Origin of the sequence: Maribacter sp. R86514, assembly GCF_044597005.1 — a bacterium.
Classification (GTDB): Bacteria; Bacteroidota; Bacteroidia; order Flavobacteriales; family Flavobacteriaceae; genus Maribacter.
Genome location: NZ_CP138999.1, coordinates 4,145,952 through 4,167,064 on the forward strand (window position 1 = coordinate 4,145,952; position 21,113 = coordinate 4,167,064).

The following is a 21,113-nucleotide window of genomic DNA, read 5'->3' on the forward strand; positions in this document are numbered from 1 at the left end:
AACTTAGGTGGCCATGGCGACGGGGCCCACCCCTTACCATTCCGAACAGGGAAGTTAAGACCGTTTGCGCCGATGGTACTGCTATACCAAGTGGGAGAGTAGGTAGCCGCCTTTTTCGAAAGCCCTTTACAGTAATGTAAGGGGCTTTTTTTATGGAATAAAATCGAGGTTTAAAAGAGAAATAACCTTGGAATACCAAGGAAAATGATCACTGGGAATAAAGTTACTACTATATATTACATTATGATAGAAATAGCTATCTCACGGTTTAGAAATAATCTTTTTAACGTTAATAAAAGAATATTCCATTTTCTGTGCGGAAATTAATCTTGTCTCTATCTAATGACCTTAAAATTTTATCAGAGTCTATAAAGGAATGGGTTGTTTTAAACAGTTGAAATATCTTAGATAAAAGGATATAGATTTAACATGATTGAGAAGAATCTAATAGTAGTTTAAAACCAGAGTAAAGTATGCGGTAAATGAGGTTAAAATATACTAGTGATGAATGTATACGATAGAGGTAATGTCATAAAATAAAAAGTCCACAACTATAATATATAGTTGTGGACTTTTATGATATAATAAGGTATTATTACACTCTAGGTAAATCTCCTTCGCCTTTAAGAGGTAATGCAGTTTCGCCCATTAAGTATTTATCTACATGATGTGCAGCTTGTCTACCTTCGGATATTGCCCAGACTATAAGAGATTGACCTCTTCTTTGGTCACCAGCAGCAAACACGCCTGCAACATTTGTTTTATAATCATTTTCAGATGCTTTGATATTTGTTCTCGCATCCATTTCTAAACCTAACTGGCTAGCAACGGTATTTTCAGAACCTGTAAAGCCTAAAGCTAATAATGCCAGTTCACATTTCCATTCTTTTTCAGTACCAGGTACTTCTTTAAGTTTTGGGTGTTCACCCGGAGTTTTAATCCATTCAACTTCAGAAGTTATTAATCCTTTTAAATTACCATTACCGTCACCAAGAAATTTTTTCGTAGAAATACTGAAGAAACGTTCAGCACCTTCTTTATGAGAAGAACTGGTCCTTAGTCTCATCGGCCAAAAAGGCCAAGGCTGACCTTCTGGTCTTTCAGTGGTTGACATTGGCATAATTTCAAAATTTGAAACTGATGTTGCGCCATGACGAAAAGAAGTACCTATACAATCTGAACCAGTATCACCACCACCAATAACGACCACGTCTTTACCTGTAGCTTTAATTTCTTCGCCTAATTCTGTAATACCGTCTACACGTCTGTTATTTTGACCTAAAAAATCCATTGCTTGAACAACACCTTTTAAGTCGGAGCCTTCAATAGGTAAATTTCTTCTAATAGTTGCACCTCCCGTTAATACGATAGCGTCATATTCTTCTTTAAGTGTATCGGCTTTAATATCTATACCGATATGAACTCCACATTTGAAAGTAATTCCTTCTTCCTTTAAAACATCTAAACGTCTATCGATTACGTTTTTCTCCATTTTAAAATCTGGAATTCCGTAACGCAATAATCCACCAGGTTTTTCATCTCTTTCGAATACAGTAACATCATGCCCTGCTCTGTTCAGTTGTTGTGCAGTAGCTAGACCTGCAGGTCCCGAACCTACAATTGCAACTTTTTTTCCGGTTTTATTTAAAGGTAGTTTTGCAGTAATCCATCCTTTCTTAAAAGCGGTCTCTACAATGTTCTTTTCTATATTTTCTATTGAAACTGGATCTTCATTTATACCAAGAACACATGCTTCTTCACATGGTGCTGGACACAATCTTCCAGTAAATTCAGGAAAATTATTCGTAGAGTGTAAAATCTCACTTGCTTTTTCCCATTTTCCACGATAAACGGCGTCATTAAAATCAGGAATTAAATTCCCTAGAGGACAACCGCTATGGCAAAAAGGAATACCACAATCCATGCAACGAGCACCTTGTTCTTTCAGTTCCTTTTCAGGAAGCGGCACTGTAAATTCTTTATAATTTTTTAAACGCTCCTCAACCGGTTCGTATGCTTCGATTTTTCTGTCAAATTCCAAAAATCCTGTTATCTTTCCCATTTTCCGATCTTAAATAGTTTGTAAATTTTCTTGCTCTAATCTAATTAAAGCTTGTCTGTATTCTTCCGGCAAAACCTTAACGAATTTAGGTAAGTATGATTCCCAATTCTCTAAAATACGTTGCGCTAATGGACTTGATGTAGAGTTGTAATGACTCTCAATTAAATCTTTTAACTGTTTAATATCATTATTCTCGGTAACCTCTAAAAGGTTTAGACCTTCTGTGCTACATCTCTCTTTAAAGGTTTTATTGTTGTCTAATACATAAGCGATACCTCCACTCATACCAGCTCCAAAATTTCTTCCGACTTCACCAAGAATAACAGCAACACCACCCGTCATATATTCACAACCGTGATCTCCGATTCCTTCAACGACAGCTTTGGCTCCTGAGTTACGAACACAAAAACGTTCACCAGCTTTACCATTAATATATGCTCTACCGGCGGTAGCTCCGTATAAGGTAACGTTACCTGTAATTACATTATCTTCAGGTACTATTGTAGAATTTTCAGGTACTTTGATAACTAATTTGGCACCAGAAAGTCCTTTTCCTAAATAATCATTGGTATTTCCATTAACGATCATTGTTAGACCTCTAGTCGCAAATGCACCAAAACTTTGACCGGCAGAACCTGTAAAATTCAATCTCAACGTGTTAATTGGTAATCCTTCTGCACCGTATGTTTTAGAGATTTCATTACTGATAATTGCACCAACTGCACGATCGGTATTACAAATTGGGTAATCTAAAGTTAATTTCTCTTTTCTGAATAATGATGGATTAGCTTTTGCTATAATATCAAACTCTATTGATTTGTCTATATCGTGTTTTTGTTTTTCCGTATTATAAAATTTAGTTCCTTTAGGCACATCTACTTGATGTAAAATTGGCGTTAAATCTATACCAGCAGCTTTATAGTGATCAATAGCTTTCTTACGATCTAATTTTTGAACCTGACCTACCATTTCATTAATGGTCTTAAAGCCAAGTTGTGCCATAATTTCACGTAACTCTTGTGCTACAAAATACATGTAGTTAACTACATGTTCAGGTTTACCCTTAAATTTCTTTCTCAATTCAGGATTTTGAGTTGCAATACCAACAGGACAAGTGTTTAAGTGGCATACACGCATCATTATACAACCTGAAGCTACTAGAGGGGCAGTTGCGAAACCAAATTCTTCTGCACCTAATAGACAGGCAACGGCAACATCTCTACCGGTTTTCAATTGGCCGTCACATTCAAGAACTATACGGTTTCTCAAATCATTTAAAACAAGTGTTTGTTGTGCCTCTGCAATACCAAGTTCCCATGGTAAACCACAATGTTTCAGTGATGTCAGAGGAGAAGCTCCAGTACCACCATCAAAACCGGAAACCAGAACAACATCAGCTTTTGCTTTTGCAACACCTGCTGCAACGGTACCTACACCTACTTCAGAAACTAATTTTACATTAACTCTTGCCTTTCTGTTTGCAGATTTTAAATCATATATAAGCTGAGATAAATCTTCAATAGAATAGATGTCGTGATGCGGTGGTGGAGAAATTAAACCTACATATGGAGTAGAATTTCTTGTTTTGGCAATTTCAGGATTTACTTTAGGACCTGGTAATTGACCACCTTCACCTGGTTTGGCACCTTGCGCCATTTTTATTTGAATTTCTTTTGCGTTAGTCAAGTAGTTCGAAGTAACACCAAACCTACCTGAGGCAACTTGTTTTATTGCACTGTTTCTCCAGTCACCGGTAGAATTTTTGTAAAATCTATTTTGATCTTCTCCACCTTCACCAGAATTGCTCTTTCCGCCAATACGGTTCATGGCGATCGCTAAATTCTCATGAGCTTCTTTACTAATTGATCCGTAAGACATTGCACCGGTTTTAAACCTTTTTACAATTTCAGTCCATGGTTCCACATCTTCTAGAGGAATAGGGTCATAGTTAGAGAATTCAAAGAGACCTCTTATTGTCATAAGGTTTTTTGATTGCTCATTAACCATACTAGAATACTCTTTGTACGTATCTGGCTCGTTATTTCGAACTGATTTTTGAAGTTTTGCAATAGATAGTGGGTTAAACATATGTTTTTCACCATCTCTTCGCCATCTATATTCACCGCCAATTTCTAAATCTAAACTAGCATCAATGTGTTTTTTACTAAATGTTTTATGATGGCGCAAAGAAATTTCTTTTTCAATTTGATATAGACCAATACCTTGTATACGAGTAGGGGTATTAGGGAAGTATTTTTCAACTACTTTGGTGTTGATACCAATACATTCAAAAAGTTGCGAACCACGGTAAGAATTAAGTGTTGAAATACCGATTTTGTTCATCACTTTTAAGATGCCTTTTCCAACAGCTTTATTGTAATTTTTGATGGCGTCGTCAAATGATATTTCTGTAATATCATGTTCTTCTATTTGTTCTGCAATAATTTCATTAACCAAGTACGGATTAATAGCACTAGCGCCAAAACCGAATAATAATGCAAAATGATGTACTTCACGTGGCTCTGCAGATTCTATGATTACACTTAGTTTAGAGCGTTTGCCTAATTTTTGTAATCCACTGTTTACAAATGAACAAGCCAATAATGCTGGAATAGGTGCTAAATCTTCTGAGACATTTCGATCGGAAAGTATAATGATATTGGCACCGTCATCAACTGCTTTAGATGCTTGGTTCAATACCGATTGCAAAGCATCCTCTAATCCGTTATGTCCTTTTTCAATGGCATATAACATAGATATTGAGACAACTTTGTAATCTGGACTTACATCGTAATTTTTAATTTTATCTAAATCCTCTTTAGAAATTACAGGATTCTGAATTTTAAGTTTTCTACAATGTAATTCTGAAAATTCAAATATGTTATGATCGCTACCTAAAGTTAAACTGATATCTGTAATCAGTTCTTCACGAATACCATCTAAAGGAGGATTGGTTACCTGAGCGAATAATTGCTTGAAATAATTGTAAATTAACTGAGGGCGTTGAGACAGTACAGCGATAGGTGTATCTGACCCCATTGAGCCGATTGGTTCTTTACCGGCTTTCGCCATTGGAAGTACAATGGTATTAATATCTTCTATAGTGTACCCAAAGACAGATTTTCTATTTTCTAAACTTTCTTCGCCTAAAAATAATGGACAATCATTATAAGGAATGTCCTTTAGATGAACCAAGTTGTCGTTCAGCCATTTTTTGTATGGGAATTTTTGTGCGATGTTCTCTTTAATTTCTTCATCGTTAACAATTCTTCCTTCTTCCATGTTTACCAAGAACATTTTTCCTGGCTGTAACCTTCCGTGGAATTCCACATTGTCTGGAGCAATATCTACGACACCTGTCTCAGATGACATAACTACATAATCATCTTTAGTTACTGTGTATCTAGATGGTCTTAGTCCGTTTCTATCCAAGACCGCACCAATAAAGTTTCCGTCTGTAAATGGTATAGAAGCTGGTCCATCCCATGGTTCCATCATACATGAATGATACTCGTAAAATGACCTTTTAGCTTCAGACATTTCTGTATTTTTCTCCCATGCTTCAGGAACTAATATCATCATTACCTCTGGTAATGATCTACCTGTCATCAATAAAAGTTCCACAACCATATCCATAGTAGCAGAATCAGACTTGCCCGGTAGTATAATAGGAAGAACATTCTTTATTTCATCTCCGAACATGTCGCTCTTAAGCAACTCTTCTCTAGAGAACATGCGGGTAACATTACCCCTTAGCGTGTTTATCTCACCATTATGGCACATGTATCTAAATGGTTGTGCCAGATCCCAAGTAGGGAAAGTATTTGTAGAGAAACGTTGGTGTACCAATGCCAATCTAGTAACCACTCTAGAGTCCATAAGGTCAGAATAGTATAAGCTAATATCTAAAGGCATTAGTAGCCCTTTAAATATAATTATCTTAGTAGATAAGCTAGGTACATAAAAGAATTTGCTCTCGGATAGCTTAGATTTTATGATAGTATGCTCGGTTACTTTTCTAGCGATAAAAAGTTTTAAGTTAAAATCAAAATAGTCTTGATCGTCACTTTCTTTTGCAACAAATATTTGTTTGACAAAAGGTTCTGTTTCAGCAGCAATTCTACCTGGTATAGATCTGTTTACCGGTACATCTCTCCAACCTAATAATTTTAAACCTTGCTTTTTGATGTTTTCTTCAAAAACCGAAATACAAAAATCTCTTTGGTTTTCTTTTCTAGGGAAGAAAATATTACCAACTGCATAATCACCAGCCTTAGGAAGGTCGAAGTTGCAAACGGCCTGAAAAAAATCATGTGGTATATCTATTAATATCCCAGCACCATCTCCTGTTTTACCATCGGCACTTACTGCCCCTCTATGTTCTAAACGTTCAAGTATTTCTAACGCTTTGTGAATAATGTCGTTAGATTTTTTCCCTTTAAGACTGCATATAAAACCAGCCCCACAGTTATCATGTTCAAATTCCGGTAGATATAATCCTTGCTTCTTCAGTGTCATCCTTTGTGGTATTTCTTCAAAAATATCAATTTATTTGAATTATATTCAATGATTAGAACAAATTCAAATAAAAAATTCAACGAAATAAATAAAAGCTTAAAAAATCTATAATTATGGATTTTTAAAACCTTCAATTTATCAGATTGATAAATTTAAGTTAAAATTATATAAAGGGATGAAGTAAGTAGGGGGTAAAGTCTAATTTTTACAACTTTCTAACAATAAAGGTTAACTTTATTGAGAGGTTAACAAACTAAGATTGTATAATAATTAAATTCACCCCTATAAAAAATAGGGGTGAATCGAAAATTAACTAATATTTACTTTAAAATACTTCTTGAAATTACAATTTTTTGTATTTCAGAAGTGCCTTCGTAGATTTGTGTTATTTTTGCATCTCTCATTAAGCGTTCTACGTGATAGTCTTTTACGAATCCGTTTCCACCGTGTATTTGAACGGCTTCGACCGTAGTTTCCATTGCTACTTTTGACGCGTATAATTTGGCCATGGCGCCAGATAGGTCATAATCATTACCGTTGTCCTTATCTAAAGCAGATTGATAAACCAATAGTCGAGCCGCCTGGATATCGGTGTGCATATCTGCAAGTTTAAAAGCGATAGCTTGGTGGTTGCTAATTTCAGTACCGAAAGCTTTACGTTCTTTTGAATATTTTAAAGCTAGTTCATATGCACCTGCGGCAATGCCTAAAGCTTGGGCTGCAATACCGATACGACCACCTGCCAAAGTTTTCATAGCAAATTTAAAACCGAAGCCATCTTCGCCAATTCTATTTTCTTTTGGAACCTTAACATCGTTAAAGATTAAAGAATGTGTATCGCTACCTCTAATACCCAATTTATTTTCTTTGGGTCCAATTTCAAATCCGGGAGTACCTTTTTCAATAATCAAGGCATTGATACCTCTGTGTTTTTTATCCTTGTCAGTTTGGGCAATTACGATATATGTACTTGCGGTACCACCATTGGTAATCCAGTTTTTAGTGCCATTGACTATATAATGGTCTCCCATGTCAATAGCGGTTGTTTTTTGAGAAGTGGCATCGCTTCCCGCTTCTGGTTCTGAAAGACAAAAAGCACCAATTTGCTCTCCTGTAGTAAGCTTGGTAAGGTATTTATCTTTTTGAGCTTCAGAGCCGAATTTTTCCAATCCCCAGCATACTAAAGAATTGTTTACTGACATTACTACTGAAGTTGATGCGTCAATTTTAGAGATTTCTTCCATAGCCAACACATATGAAAGGGTGTCTAGACCACTACCACCATACTTGGGATCTACCATCATTCCTAAAAAACCGAGTTCTCCTAGTTTTTTAATTTCTTCTGTGGGGAATCTTTGGGCATCATCACGTTCGATCACTTCGGCTAATAGCTCGGTTTGTGCAAAATCTCGTGCAGCTTCTTGTATAAGTTTTTGTTCTTCATTTAATGAAAAATCCATCTAAATATATATAAAGGTTAACTTCTCAAAGATAAAGATATAGTAGTTAAATATGGTACTTATGTATGTGCTTTTGAACGATTTTATAACAATTGTATTTGGGTGATATAATGATGGTTCATTTTTAACATTTTCTTATGCGTTAAAAAATAGTCGCCAAAAACGTGTTAAATTTAATTTGCTAATGATTTAAGTATTTGGATGTCAGATAACTTCGGTATTATTGTTAATTCATTAGGATTTCACAGACAATTTTAGATATATTTGGAAGATTTATATTTTAGAATTACAACCTATATTTACAACTAATAACTAGTTACTCAAAAAACCAGCGAATATGGAAACCATCATTGTTATTGTTTTTTTGGCCGGATATCTTGCCATTACCCTAGAACACAATCTTAAAATAGATAAATTAATTCCTGCATTAGCTATGATGGCTATACTTTGGGCGCTTATTGCGCTTGGAATAGATGGCTATGAAAATTGGTTCGATTCTGCTCATCAAAGTCTTGTAGAAGGTTTTGGTAAAATGGGCCATCTAGATAAGATGCATATGATGGAAGAGTCTCTTTTGCATCATTTAGGTAAGACAGCAGAGATTCTATTCTTTCTTCTAGGGGCTATGACCATTGTAGAAATTATTGATTATTTCGATGGTTTTGCAACAATAAAGGGCTTTATAAAAACAAAGCAAAAAAGTAAGTTACTTTGGTTATTTTCGATATTGGCATTCATATTATCTGCTATTATCGATAACTTAACTGCGACGATTGTATTGATTACCATATTACAGAAAGTAATTAAGGATAGAGAGACAAAATTATGGTTTGCCGGTATGATAGTGATTACGGCAAATGCAGGTGGAGCATGGTCTCCAATTGGTGATGTTACCACTACGATGTTATGGATTGCGAATAGGGTAAGTGCCGGTCAGTTAGTACTTCACGTATTGTTGCCTTCGTTAGTATGTATGCTGGTTCCTGTAATTATAGCTAGTAGATTCAAAGTTTTTAAAGGTTTAATAGATGGTGAATTAGATGGCGATAATTCTAAATCTAAGTACAGCGGGGTAATGTTGTACTTAGGGCTAGGGGCTATTTTATTCGTGCCTATTTTTAAGACCGTAACACATTTGCCACCTTATGTGGGCATGATGTTATCATTGGCTGTGGTAGCAACTTTTGCTGAAATATACAGTAATAAGAAATTTAGTATTTCTTCAGTTGATCAAGAGGGTCAAGATAGTGAAGGGCACCATAGTCCTGTGCATCATTCGTTGTCTAAAATTGAATTGCCAAGTATATTGTTCTTCTTGGGGATTTTATTGGCCGTGGCAGCTATGGAGTCATTAGGTATATTGTTTAATGCAGCTGGAGCCCTTAATGAGGCTATACCTAATACCGATATTGTTGTAATGCTTTTTGGTATAGGTTCTGCGGTAATTGACAACGTACCATTGGTGGCTGCAAGTATGGGTATGTTTAGTGAGCCTTTAGATAGTCCTCTTTGGCACTTTATAGCTTACTCTGCCGGTACAGGCGGTAGTATGTTGATAATAGGATCTGCGGCAGGTGTAGTTGCAATGGGTATGGAAAAAATTGATTTTTTCTGGTATCTTAAAAAGATTGCATGGTTGGCATTCGTAGGTTTTGTTAGTGGTGCAATCGTATTTATATTATTAAGAGATTTTGTTCTTCACGGATAATTTAATTCGCAAATCATCGTTATAAAGGCAAATTCAATACTTAAAGAATATTATGTTATTATTCCAGGATTTGGCTCAAGATGCGAGCGAAGAATTATTATCTGAAGAAAAAACACTTTCGGTCATAGATTTAATATTTAATGGCGGTACGGGTAGTGTGATTATTATATCGGTTTTATTTATAATGTTGGGCGTAGCCCTTTATATCTATTTTGAACGTTTGTTGGCAGTGAATGCGGCTTCTAAAATAGATAAGAATTTTATGAATCAAATCAGGGACTACGTAACGACCGGCAAATTAGATGCTGCAAAGATTCTATGTGCCCAAACCGACTCTCCTGTAGCAAGATTAACAGAGAAAGGTGTTTCAAGAATAGGTAAGCCTTTAGATGATATAAATACCGCAATAGAAAACGCAGGTACTTTAGAAGTTTATAAACTAGAAAAAAATGTAAGTATTTTGGCAACAGTAGCCGGTGCTGCCCCAATGATCGGTTTTTTAGGAACTGTTATTGGTATGATTCTTGCTTTTCATGAGATGGCAAGTAGTGGTGGTCAGGCAGAAATGGGTTCATTGGCATCCGGTATTTATACGGCGATGACAACAACGGTTGCAGGTCTTATAGTTGGTATTATAGCTTATGTGGGCTATAATCATTTAGTGAACAGAACTGATAAGGTGGTTCATAAAATGGAAGCCAATGCTGTGGAATTTCTAGATTTATTAAACGAACCTCTTTAATTTTTTACTATGAAATTAAAAGGAAGAAATAAAGTCAGTCCAGACTTTAGCATGTCATCAATGACAGATATCGTATTCTTGTTATTGGTGTTTTTCATGCTAACCGCAAATTCACCCAATGCTTTAGACTTATTGCTTCCTAAAGCGAAAGGGAAATCTACGAATACTCAAAATGTATCTGTAAGTATAGATAAGAATCTTCAATACTTTGTTAACGATGAACGTATTAATGGAGAGTATGTTGAAATCGAGTTAAAAAAGGCTTTAGCAGGTCAAGATAGTCCTACTATCATACTTAGAGCTGAAGAAAGCGTTGCGATTAAAGAAGCTGTAAATGTTATGGACATCGCAAATAGAAATAATTATAAGGTTATTTTGGCAGTGCGCCCAAATTAAATGGCATTTTTAGATACGAAACATAAAAAGAAATCATTGACACTTACCACATTGTTGTTAAGTGCACTTTTATTGCTTTTGTTTTACATCGGTCTAAATTATATGGATCCACCAGAAGAGAACGGAATCTCCGTTAATTTTGGTACGATGGAGTTTGGTAGTGGAAAAATACAACCCAAAGAGAAAATACAATCAAAACCTTTAGATACTCCACCAGTTGAACCTACAGAACAGGAAGTTGCAGAAACCGTCGAAGAGCGTTTAGAAGAAGTTCAGGAAGCTGTGGTTGAGAAAGAAGCGCCTGCAGAAAAGGTTTTAACCCAAGAAAACGAAGAGTCTATAAAAATAAATCAAGCAAAAGAAGCTAAAAGAAAGGCTGATGAGGCAGCTGCCGATGCAAAGAGAAAGGCGGAAGCGGCAGAGAACAAGAAAAAGGCAGAAGCAGCTAGAATTGCAAAACAAAAGAAAGATGCAGATGAAAAAGCCCGTAAAGAGCAAGAAGCTAAAAGAAAAGCTTTAGATGCTATGATGGGTGGTCTAAATAAGTCTGACGGTACGGCGTCTGGCAGTGAAGGTGATGATAATAAAGCAGGAGATAAAGGGCAGCCAAACGGTGATCCTTATGCTACAAGTTACTATGGTAGCCCCGGCAGTGGGAGTGGAACCGGTGGTTACGGGTTAAATGGACGTTCATTGGTGAATAAAGGAAAAGTACAGCAAGAATGTAACCAGTCTGGTAGGGTGGTTGTAAAGATAATTGTTGACCGTAATGGAAAAGTCATTAGTGCAGAACCCGGTGTAAAGGGTACTACCAATAATGACCCTTGTTTGTTGGATCCGGCAAAGAAAACTGCATTCATGCACAAATGGAATTTAGATGGCAATGCGCCAAGTAAGCAAGTAGGTTTTGTAGTCGTAAATTTCAAACTAGGAGAGTGATCTATAAAGAAACATTAGATTGGATGTTTGCCCAACTTCCAATGTATCAGAATAAAGGTAAAAGTGCCTTCAATTCAAAACTAGATGGTATTACTTCATTTGCCAAGCATTTAAACGATCCTCACACGCAATTTAAGAGTATACATGTAGCCGGTACCAATGGAAAAGGTTCTAGTAGTCATCTATTGGCTTCGGTTCTTCAAGAGGCTGGTTATAAAGTCGGCTTATATACATCGCCACATTTAAAAGACTTTAGGGAGCGAATACGAATAAATGGGCAAAAAGTAAGTGAGAATTGGGTAGTTCGGTTTATACAGGAAAATAAGCCGTTCTTATCTGCTAAGAAGCTTTCTTTTTTTGAGATGACCGTTGGTATGGCTTTTTCATATTTTGCCGATGAAATGGTAGATATTGCAATTATAGAAGTGGGTCTTGGTGGAAGACTAGACTCTACTAATATTATTGAACCAGAAGTGAGTTTGATTACAAATATTGGTTTTGATCACACTGATATTCTAGGAGACACCCTTACTAAGATAGCTAGGGAAAAAGCCGGAATCATTAAGAATAAGGTTCCGGTAGTAATCAGTGAATTCAATAAAGAAACATCTGTGATATTTAAAAATGTCGCCAAAGAAAAAGGTTCTGAAATTATCTTTGCTGAAGAATCTGAATTTTCCAAATATAAAATCGGGTTATTAGGGGCGTATCAAAAGAAGAATGTAAAAGGAGTACTGGCTACTTTAAAGACATTACGCGGCTTTGAGGTGAACGAAACCAGTATAATAAATGGTTTGAAAAATGTAGTGGAAAATACACAATTAATGGGGCGTTGGCAGCAAATTGGTACAGACCCTAAAATTATTTGCGATACAGCGCATAACAAGGAAGGTATTTCAATTGTCTTAGAGCAATTACAAAAGCAGAAATTTGAAAGATTACATATAGTTATAGGTTTTGTAAAAGATAAGGATATTGATAATATCTCAACTTTATTTCCTAAAAATGCTACATATTACTTCTGTAGCCCAAAAAATTTTAGAGGGCTCGATGAAAAAGTTTTATTTAAGGTTTTTTCTGACAAAGGGTATATGGGTAATGTTTATAATTCTGTAAATAAGGCACTTATAGCTGCTAAAAAACAAGCTGATGCTAATGATTTTATTTATGTTGGAGGAAGTAATTTTGTTGTAGCTGAAGTTCTTTAATTTTTTTTTTGATTTTTCTTTTGTGAAACGTAAAAGTATTATATATTTGCACCCCCATTGGGGCTCTTAGCTCAGTTGGTTCAGAGCACCTGCCTTACAAGCAGGGGGTCACTGGTTCGAATCCAGTAGGGCCCACAGGTAAAAAAGCTTTCATGAAAATGAAAGCTTTTTTTGTTTTTATGTCTTTCCTAAAATGAAATACACATCATATTATTTATCACCTCAATTAACAATTCTGAAACTTGTTTAATTATCTCAACTTAATTCACAATTAGGTTATAAGTGTAATTTTCGATCACTTCAATAGAGGTATAAGCAAGAAATTTACTTTGCTAATAGTTTTACTGTTTTTAATGAATTTTCTTAAAATAGATAAAACTTTACTAGTATGAAAACTTGCCTTTGACTGGCATTTTTATTCCTTTTTTTTGAAAAAAGAAGTATAGCTGCAAATTATTATTTCTTTATTATAGTGTGCGATGCTGTTTAATATAGATACTGAGTATTCGATATTTTATATGGTTGTGATCGCAATGATAGCGGGCTACAGGTATAACTTTATGAAATTCTCAAATTAGGTTTTATTTATTGTTAATAGTGTAATTTCTGAAATTTTATTTATCAAAATCACAACAAAAACACTCTTAAATTATCAAAGTAATTTTTTTTAACAAGATAATAACATATATTTGGTAAACCAGTTTGATGAACCAATTTGGTAAACCAGTTTAAAAAAACTTAACAATAAACTCAATACTAATTAAAAACAAAGAAATGAAACGCTAACAAAATTCAAAAAAAAAGGACGGGTGCTCGCCCATCCTTTAAATTAAAAATTACTTCGTTTTGAAGGGAAGTAAAGAACAAACATGTAAGTATTGCTAAATACACATTTCCTGTAAAAATAGGAATTTTCATTGATTTAAGAATGAAAGCAGTGTATTGGTGAATTGAAGATCATGATGCGAAATAAGTAAACGCATTTTAAGTAGATCATAAAGATGGCAAAAGCCAATTCAATAGAACTAACTTAATTTAACACAGATGAATTTTAAACTAAAAATTTTTATGGTTGTAATGTTGCTGGTCAACATTCAATTATTTGCACAAGACTCCTATGACTTAACGGGTACGGTGGTAGATGCAAATAATGTGCCTATACCAGGTGCTAATATTGTTGTTGCAAATACAACAAGAGGAACTCAAAGTGATTTTGATGGAAATTTTACCATTCAGGTCACCAGCGGGGATATTTTACGTTTTTCTTATATAGGATACACTACCGAGACAGTAGCAATTGTTTCTCAAAAAACAGTGAGTGTTACTTTAAATGAAGATGCCAGTCAACTTGATGAAGTTGTTGTGGTAGGTTACGGAACCCAGAAAAAATCTACCGTAACTGGTTCAATTTCTAAAGTGACTAACGAAACGCTGGATCAAATTGCGGTATCAAGGGTAGATGATGCATTAATAGGTCAGGTTTCAGGTGTAAACATTCAGGCTACCAATGCAGAGGCAGGTGGGGCACCAACCATTACAATTAGGGGTGTTGGTTCTGTAACTGCTGATTCTGGTCCTGCATTAGTGATTGATGGAGTAGTGGTAAGTTCAGAATTTTTGGGCAACCTTGATATGAATGATGTTGAGTCTTTTGAAGTATTAAAAGATGCTGCTTCTGCTGCTATTTATGGTAGTGAGGGTTCTAACGGTGTAATTTTAATTACCACCAAAAGCGGTAAAGCCGGTAAAACTAAATTCAGCTACCAGACTTACACAGGTATTAAAAGTGCACATGGTAGTGATGATTACAGAAAAAGTGTATCTGAGTGGGCTAAAATAGAACAAGCGGCAACCGGTACGCTTTCTAATGAAACTCAATATGCTCAATTATTAGTTCAAGCTACAGGCGTTGATAGAGATTGGCAAGATGTGTTCTTTGATGGAGGGGCTATTACTAGTCACTCATTATCTGCAAGGGGTGGATCAGAAGATACAAAGTTCAGTACTTCTTTAAGGTACCTTCATGATGAAGGTGTGGTTATTACAGATGATTTTAAGTTGTTTTCGGCTAACATGAAAGTAGATTCTAAAATTGGCGAAAAAGCAAGATTTGGAATCAGGGCAACACCTTCCTATACAAAACAAAGAAGATTGCCAACTTCTATTCACAATCCTACACGTCAATCTCCATGGTTACCTATTTATCACACAGAAGAATCACTTCAGTTTATAGACAGAGAGTCAGGTAATGGGCAGTATGCTGATGTTGGTGTAGGGGATTATTTCTTTGAAAATCATCTGGTAGAATTGGATATAAACGGAGATGGTAGTGATAGTAGACCTCGTACATCTGGAGATTCTAATCCATATGCGCAATATGTAGAAAGAGAACATTTTGAATATAACACTAAATTATTTGGGTCTACATATTTAAGCTATGAGCTTTTAGACGGTCTTACAGCTAAAACCCAGTTAGGGGTTACGTTAGAGCAGAGAAAGAGAACTAGATATGACGGTACAAAACATCATGCCAGTGGTGCGGCTAGATCTGCATATTATCTAGCAAATAGATTTAGAACAAGAATAATTTCCGATAATACCTTAAATTATAACAAGACCTTTGGTGATGACCATGATTTAAATGTATTGGCAGGGGCTACCATTCAAAAAAGAAAATCAGAGGAAAGTATTGCTGAGGGTAGTGGATTTTCAAACGATTTGTTAAAAAACTTTCAAGGAGCAACTGTAGTGGATCTTCCTACGGAAATTAATACAGAGCTTAAGAAAATAGGTTACTTTGCTCGTGTAAACTATGCTTACAAAGGAAAGTATTTGGTAAACGCATCTTTTAGACGAGATGGTAGTTCTGTATTCGGTGTTGATTCTAAATGGGGTAATTTCCCTGCAGTTTCATTAGGGTGGAATGTTGCCAAAGAAAACTTTTTATTAGACAGCGATGCTGTTAATACTTTAAAATTCAGAGCTAGTTATGGTCTTACAGGGGCTGAAAACTTTAATGTTGGCGATGCTATTGTTAATGCTTGGCCTTACTTGGCATTATTGCAGAATTCAAATTCTATAGATGATGGTAGTATTGCAGCTGGTGTATCTCCATTAAATATTGCTAACACATTATTGCAATGGGAAGCTTCAAAGGAATTTACTGTTGGTTTGGATTATGGTTTTTTCAATAATAGAATTTCTGGTTCTATTGATTATTATGAAAGAACAAGTGATGAATTATTATTGAATAATCCTGTTTCTTATATATCTGGTTTTAACAGTGGTATAGTAAATTTGGGCGAAGTCCAGAATAAAGGTTTGGAACTTGAAATTAGAACAAGGAATGTTTCAAACGAAAAATTCTCATGGAATTCAACATTAATTGCTTCAACCAACCAAAATGAACTTTTAAGTTTTGGTGATTCTAATAATGCTCTCATTGAAGATACTTACGGAAGAAACTCTCAATGGATTAATAGAATTGGTGAGCCGATTTCTTCTTTCTGGGGTTACGTTGTAGATGAAGAGGCTTTTGATGAAACTTCATTTAGAACTACTTATGTAGATAGTCCTTGGAATAGAATTAATGGTCAGTCTGATGACACTATAGTAAAAGATTTAAATGGTGATGGATTGATTACTGAAGAAGATAAAACTATTTTAGGTAGTCCTTATCCTGATTTGGTTTATAGTTTTACCAACGAATTTAAGTTCGGTGACTTTGATTTTTCTTTCATGGTACAAGGTAGCTTAGGTGCTCAAGTCAATAATATTGGAGATCAATATTTCTACAACTGGTTCGGTAATAGAACAAGAAGTGGTGGTGAGTTGGAAGCTGTGGCCAATGGTCTAGTATCTGATGTTTCTTTCATTCAAGAAAAGGTATTGACAAGTGATGTCATTGCAAGCGCAGATTATTTCTCTTTACGTAATGTTAATCTTGGTTATAATTTTTCAAATGATGTAGCAGAACGTATAGGCGTAAGTGGCTTAAGAGTTTATGCTACTGCTCAGAATTTACTATATATCACTGCAGATGATTATCATGGTTTCAATCCAGAGCATATAGATGGTAGTAATCCAAGAGCTTATGGTTCTCAAAGAGCAGGTACACCAATATTTAGAACGGTTACGGTTGGTCTTAACGTTGATTTTTAATCTAAAAAACAAACAAACGATGAAACATATAAAATATTTAATAATTGCAGTGACGGTATCCGTATTTGTTTCCTGTGATACTGAAGAGTTTTTGAATCCTTTACCAGATACGGCTGTAGCGGTAGACGGGTTCTTTCAATCAGATGCAGATGTGTTATCTGGTATATACGGTATATATGATGCCTTACAAGGTGTAAATAGTAATACCGAATCTAATATAGGAAACTTCAATAGAGGTGTACAATTCGAACACCTGTTAACAGAGCATAGAACAGATAATACTAGAAATGCAACCCTTGAAGGGTCTAAAGCTGATTTTCACAGATACGTTGTAAATGCCAATAATGTAGAATCTGAAGATTATTACGCTTCTATGTATGAAGTAATTTTTAGAGCTAACAATATCTTGGATTTTATAGATGTGGCAGATGAAAATAATCAAGCTGAATATGCTGCAGAGGCTAAATTTTTAAGAGCTTATGCATACTTTAAGTTGGTAAGAATGTTTGGTGCCGTACCATTAGTAACTTCAGTCGTGGGCCCTACGGATAATGAAGCATTGTTTACCAGAATTCCAGAGGAGCAAATTTATGGTCAAATCATCGCCGATTTACAAGAAGCGGTTGATGTTTTAGATAATTCATCTAAATCAAGAGCATCAAAAGCTGCGGCTCAAGGTATTTTGGCAAAGGTGTATTTATCATTATCATCCCCAGATTATGGTGCTGCGCAGCAATTGTGCGAAGCAATAGTTAATAGTGGAAATTTTAACTTAATGAGTGATTTTCATGATGTTTTTTATGATGAATTGAACAACGAAATTATTTTCGCAATTCAATATATACCTGGTAACAGCGCAGAAAGTCAAAGTTTTTCAGCTGAGTTTACATCTTCTATACGTGCAGGATCAGAAGACGGTCAAAACATTGTCAATGATAATTTAAGATTAGATTTCGTGGCCTTTGGAGGAAATAGAACGGAAACTTCAATTACTGATTTGAATGGTTCGCTTTTAGATGATAGAAATGAGGTGGCAAAGTTTTTTCCAGATGGTTTTGATTCGTCTGCTGAGCCAGCATACGGTCCTAATGCCCGTAATGCCGGTAATGATTATATAGCATTACGTTATGCAGATGTACTTTTAATGCATGTTGAAGCAATACTGGCAGGTTCTGCATCTACTACAGATGCTGCTGCTTTGGCATCATTTCAAGCTGTAAGAGATAGAGCTGGTTTAACTACCGCGGTTTCAAGTATTACCAAAGAAGAACTTTTAACAGAAAGAAGAGTAGAGTTGGCCTTTGAGAACCAACGTTGGTTCGATTTGTTGAGGTTCGGTGTAGCAGAAGCTGTTTTAAGTGCACATTCAGCTGAAATGGGTTATGTTTTTGATGCTAGAAAATTATTGTTGCCAATACCGGCAAGAGAAATAAATATAAGCGGCGGACTTTTAACACAAAACCCGGGATATTAAAATTTAAAACTTTTAAACTATGAAAATTAAACAAAATATTTTCCGAAAAACAACGCTGCTGCTATTTACTGTAGTGCTGGCAAGTTCTTTTGTTGGTTGTGTTGGTTCAGATACTTTTAGAGATGATTTGCCAGATTCAAATTCTAAGGCAGATACGATATTTCCAGAAGCTAATTTTGATTATACAGCTGATCAAGAAGATTTTACGATAATAAATTTTACGGATCTTTCAACAGAGGCATCTTCCTATTTATGGGATTTTGGAGGTGGTGAAACATCAACTGATCGCGATCCTACATTTCAATTTCCTGGTGAGGGTACATTTCCTGTAACCTTGGTTTCCAGTGATGGTAATGGTGTTACATCTACCATAACGTTAGATGTTGTAGTAGTTGATGAATTGATCGCTGCATTTCAATGTCCAGATTTTTTATGTAGTCCAAGAACACCATGGGCTGGTGTGGATAGAGGTACTACAAGTTCTTACTCTGCAAGCTCTTCCCCTACACCGCCAGAAGGTAACGGAGCGGCTAAATTAAGTAGTAGTTCTAACTTTTTGGATCAAAGTATTCGTGTGGTTTCTGGTGCAACTTATGAAATAACGTTCTGGTATGTAAGTAAAACTACCGGTACTTCTGCAGGTACATTGTTGATAGAAGATGCAGATACAGGCGATGATTTTCTTTTGCAAGAAATTCCGTTAACTGATCAAGCTTCTTCATATGTAGAAACATCTTTTACGTTTGCTACAGGTGATGAAACTGAGAATATGAGATTTAACATCGAGTATGCGGGCACAGAATGTAGGTTCTCTAAAATTAGTATTGATAGGCTAAATTAATGATAGTTCTTGAAAAGATAGTTTAGATAGGTTATTGCTATTAATTGCGATTTCATTTTTAAATTATCTTTCAAGACATCATGTATATTCTTAAACTGAAATTTCAAATGTTTAAGAAGCATCTAACAAAAATTTAAAAAATTATAATATTATGAGTTTAATAAAAAAAGGAATTAGTGCCCTTTTGATAGCTGGTCTGATCATGTCGTGTGATGAAGATGGTTATGAGCCAATTGAGCCTGTAGATTCATCTGGTGGTTCTATTGGAAGTGTTTTTTCAAGTTTTGACGTATCCGCTAGTGGTGATGGAACTATTGTTACCGTAAAGCCTTTAACGGTAGGTGTAGATTCGTACGTAATTGATTTTGGTGACGGTAGTGAACCTTTAACCGCATTACAAGGAGAATCTGCAACATATGACTATTCTAATGTAGAAGCGTCAGCAGACTATACGATAACAGTTACTACAAAGGCTTCAGGTCAAACTGATCTTGTCAAAGCTGAAGATATTACGGTAGAACATACCGTACCTTCTATTGATACTGCACCTACATCACCAGATTTTAAAAGATATAATCTTTTGAACATATATACAGATGCAAGTTCTGTGGGTACTGCTGGTACTGGAGGAAAAGCTATAGTTTTAGAATCAGGAAACAACTTATTGGAATTTTCAAGACTTCATAGCGATGTTGGTGAATTTGCATTAAGTGATGAAGTAGTTGCGGCAGATGCATTTTATACTGGTGTTAGTTCAAATGATATTCATTTTGATGTGTATTCTGAATTTGCCACTGGTATAGATAAGTTGAAAATAACTTTGGTGGATAATACAAATGGAACTAGTCATATAATTGATGACTTGGATTTGACCAATGGTGAATGGACAGGTTTTGATTTTGATTTGGCTACTGATTTTTCATCACCGGTTTCTCAATTCGAGACTATACTTTTTGAATTAGGTAGTTCGGGTACGGCAAATGATCACGCCACCATAACTGTAGATAATATTTACATGACAAGAATGACCGGTTCCACTATTTTAAATGGTGATTTTGAAGATGGTCAAGACTTTTGGAAGTGGTCAACATTTACCGATGGAAATACAAACCCTTTCGGATCAAGTTCAGATGGTTCGAATATAGACTATGATGGCGTTAATCAAGGTAGTAAAACAAGGGGGGCAAAGTGGTCTTCAAGTCAATCTGGTGGTGATTTTAGAACGGAAAGTTCTAGATATGCATACCAAGAATTAAATTTAACACCTGGTGCAGATTATGTTTTGGAATACCAATATGCTATAAAAGATGACAGTGGTACCGATCCTTTGGGCGGAAGAAAGGTGGTAGGTCTAATTTTAGATGCGCATTATGAAGATGGTGCTGACGCGGTAGATAATTTGAGTAATAATTTAGGTTTTAAAGAAGGCTATGTTGCAGAAGGTAAGTTTTCGGATACTACAGATGGTGCCGGTACATTAGTACAAATTCCTTTTACAGCAAATGACAGTGGTGAAGTCGCTGTAATGTTCTACGCCGTAACACCAAAAGACGCATACATAGATAATGTAAAGGTTCGTTCAGTGAACCCATAATTTGTAATTT

At 35.5% G+C, this 21,113-nt stretch carries 12 protein-coding genes, 1 tRNA gene and 1 rRNA gene; 11 read left to right on the plus strand and 3 right to left on the minus strand.

Features of this window, described 5'->3' with window-relative positions; translation table 11 throughout:
• Window positions 1–3: 3 nt before the first annotated feature.
• Window positions 4–115 (plus strand): 5S ribosomal RNA (gene rrf / locus SJY30_RS17995).
• A gap of 480 nt (window positions 116–595) precedes the next feature.
• On the opposite strand, the gene SJY30_RS18000 is transcribed toward rrf, so the two are convergent.
• The 3 genes from SJY30_RS18000 to SJY30_RS18010 all read right to left on the minus strand — a co-directional run bounded on the left by SJY30_RS18000 (window position 596) and on the right by SJY30_RS18010 (window position 8,040).
• The gene (locus SJY30_RS18000) at window positions 596–2,062 is read right to left on the minus strand and encodes a glutamate synthase subunit beta (RefSeq protein ID WP_396633480.1); all 1,467 of its coding nucleotides are present in this window, start codon (window positions 2,060–2,062) and stop codon (window positions 596–598) included.
• Window positions 2,063–2,071: 9 nt separating this feature from the next.
• A complete protein-coding gene (gene gltB, locus SJY30_RS18005; RefSeq protein ID WP_396633481.1) occupies window positions 2,072–6,580 on the minus strand; it encodes a glutamate synthase large subunit in 4,509 nt (1,502 codons plus the stop codon).
• Between the two features lie 320 nt (window positions 6,581–6,900).
• Entirely contained in the window at window positions 6,901–8,040 is a 1,140-nt protein-coding gene (locus SJY30_RS18010; RefSeq protein WP_396633482.1) for an acyl-CoA dehydrogenase, read from the minus strand.
• A 337-nt stretch (window positions 8,041–8,377) separates the two neighbouring features.
• Between SJY30_RS18010 and nhaD the strand changes: the two genes are divergently transcribed.
• The 10 genes from nhaD (at window position 8,378) to SJY30_RS18060 (ending at window position 21,103) form a co-directional block, all read left to right on the plus strand.
• Complete coding sequence (gene nhaD, locus SJY30_RS18015; RefSeq protein WP_396633483.1) at window positions 8,378–9,748, plus strand: sodium:proton antiporter NhaD; 1,371 nt, start codon at window positions 8,378–8,380, stop codon at window positions 9,746–9,748.
• 52 nt (window positions 9,749–9,800) lie between these two features.
• Window positions 9,801–10,490, plus strand: a complete 690-nt coding sequence (locus tag SJY30_RS18020) for a MotA/TolQ/ExbB proton channel family protein (RefSeq protein WP_276473434.1) — start codon at window positions 9,801–9,803, stop codon at window positions 10,488–10,490.
• A gap of 9 nt (window positions 10,491–10,499) precedes the next feature.
• Window positions 10,500–10,886 (plus strand): biopolymer transporter ExbD, encoded by a 387-nt coding sequence (locus SJY30_RS18025; protein ID WP_276473435.1) that lies wholly within the window; start codon window positions 10,500–10,502, stop codon window positions 10,884–10,886.
• Complete coding sequence (locus tag SJY30_RS18030) at window positions 10,887–11,825, plus strand: energy transducer TonB (RefSeq protein WP_396633484.1); 939 nt, start codon at window positions 10,887–10,889, stop codon at window positions 11,823–11,825.
• Window positions 11,822–13,033, plus strand: a complete 1,212-nt coding sequence (locus SJY30_RS18035; RefSeq protein WP_396633485.1) for a bifunctional folylpolyglutamate synthase/dihydrofolate synthase — start codon at window positions 11,822–11,824, stop codon at window positions 13,031–13,033. The genes SJY30_RS18030 and SJY30_RS18035 overlap by 4 nt, the downstream gene beginning before the upstream one ends.
• 60 nt (window positions 13,034–13,093) lie before the next feature.
• Window positions 13,094–13,168: transfer RNA gene (locus tag SJY30_RS18040), tRNA-Val, on the plus strand.
• Between the two features lie 909 nt (window positions 13,169–14,077).
• On the plus strand, window positions 14,078–17,194 hold the full coding sequence (locus SJY30_RS18045; protein WP_396633486.1) for a SusC/RagA family TonB-linked outer membrane protein: 3,117 nt from the start codon (window positions 14,078–14,080) through the stop codon (window positions 17,192–17,194).
• A gap of 19 nt (window positions 17,195–17,213) precedes the next feature.
• The gene (locus SJY30_RS18050; protein ID WP_396633487.1) at window positions 17,214–18,668 is read left to right on the plus strand and encodes a RagB/SusD family nutrient uptake outer membrane protein; all 1,455 of its coding nucleotides are present in this window, start codon (window positions 17,214–17,216) and stop codon (window positions 18,666–18,668) included.
• Window positions 18,669–18,687: 19 nt separating this feature from the next.
• Window positions 18,688–19,509 carry a PKD domain-containing protein gene (locus SJY30_RS18055; protein ID WP_396633488.1) on the plus strand — a complete coding sequence of 274 codons (822 nt, stop codon included), beginning with the start codon at window positions 18,688–18,690 and terminating at the stop codon, window positions 19,507–19,509.
• 151 nt (window positions 19,510–19,660) lie between these two features.
• On the plus strand, window positions 19,661–21,103 hold the full coding sequence (locus tag SJY30_RS18060; protein WP_396633489.1) for a hypothetical protein: 1,443 nt from the start codon (window positions 19,661–19,663) through the stop codon (window positions 21,101–21,103).
• Window positions 21,104–21,113: the final 10 nt, after the last annotated feature.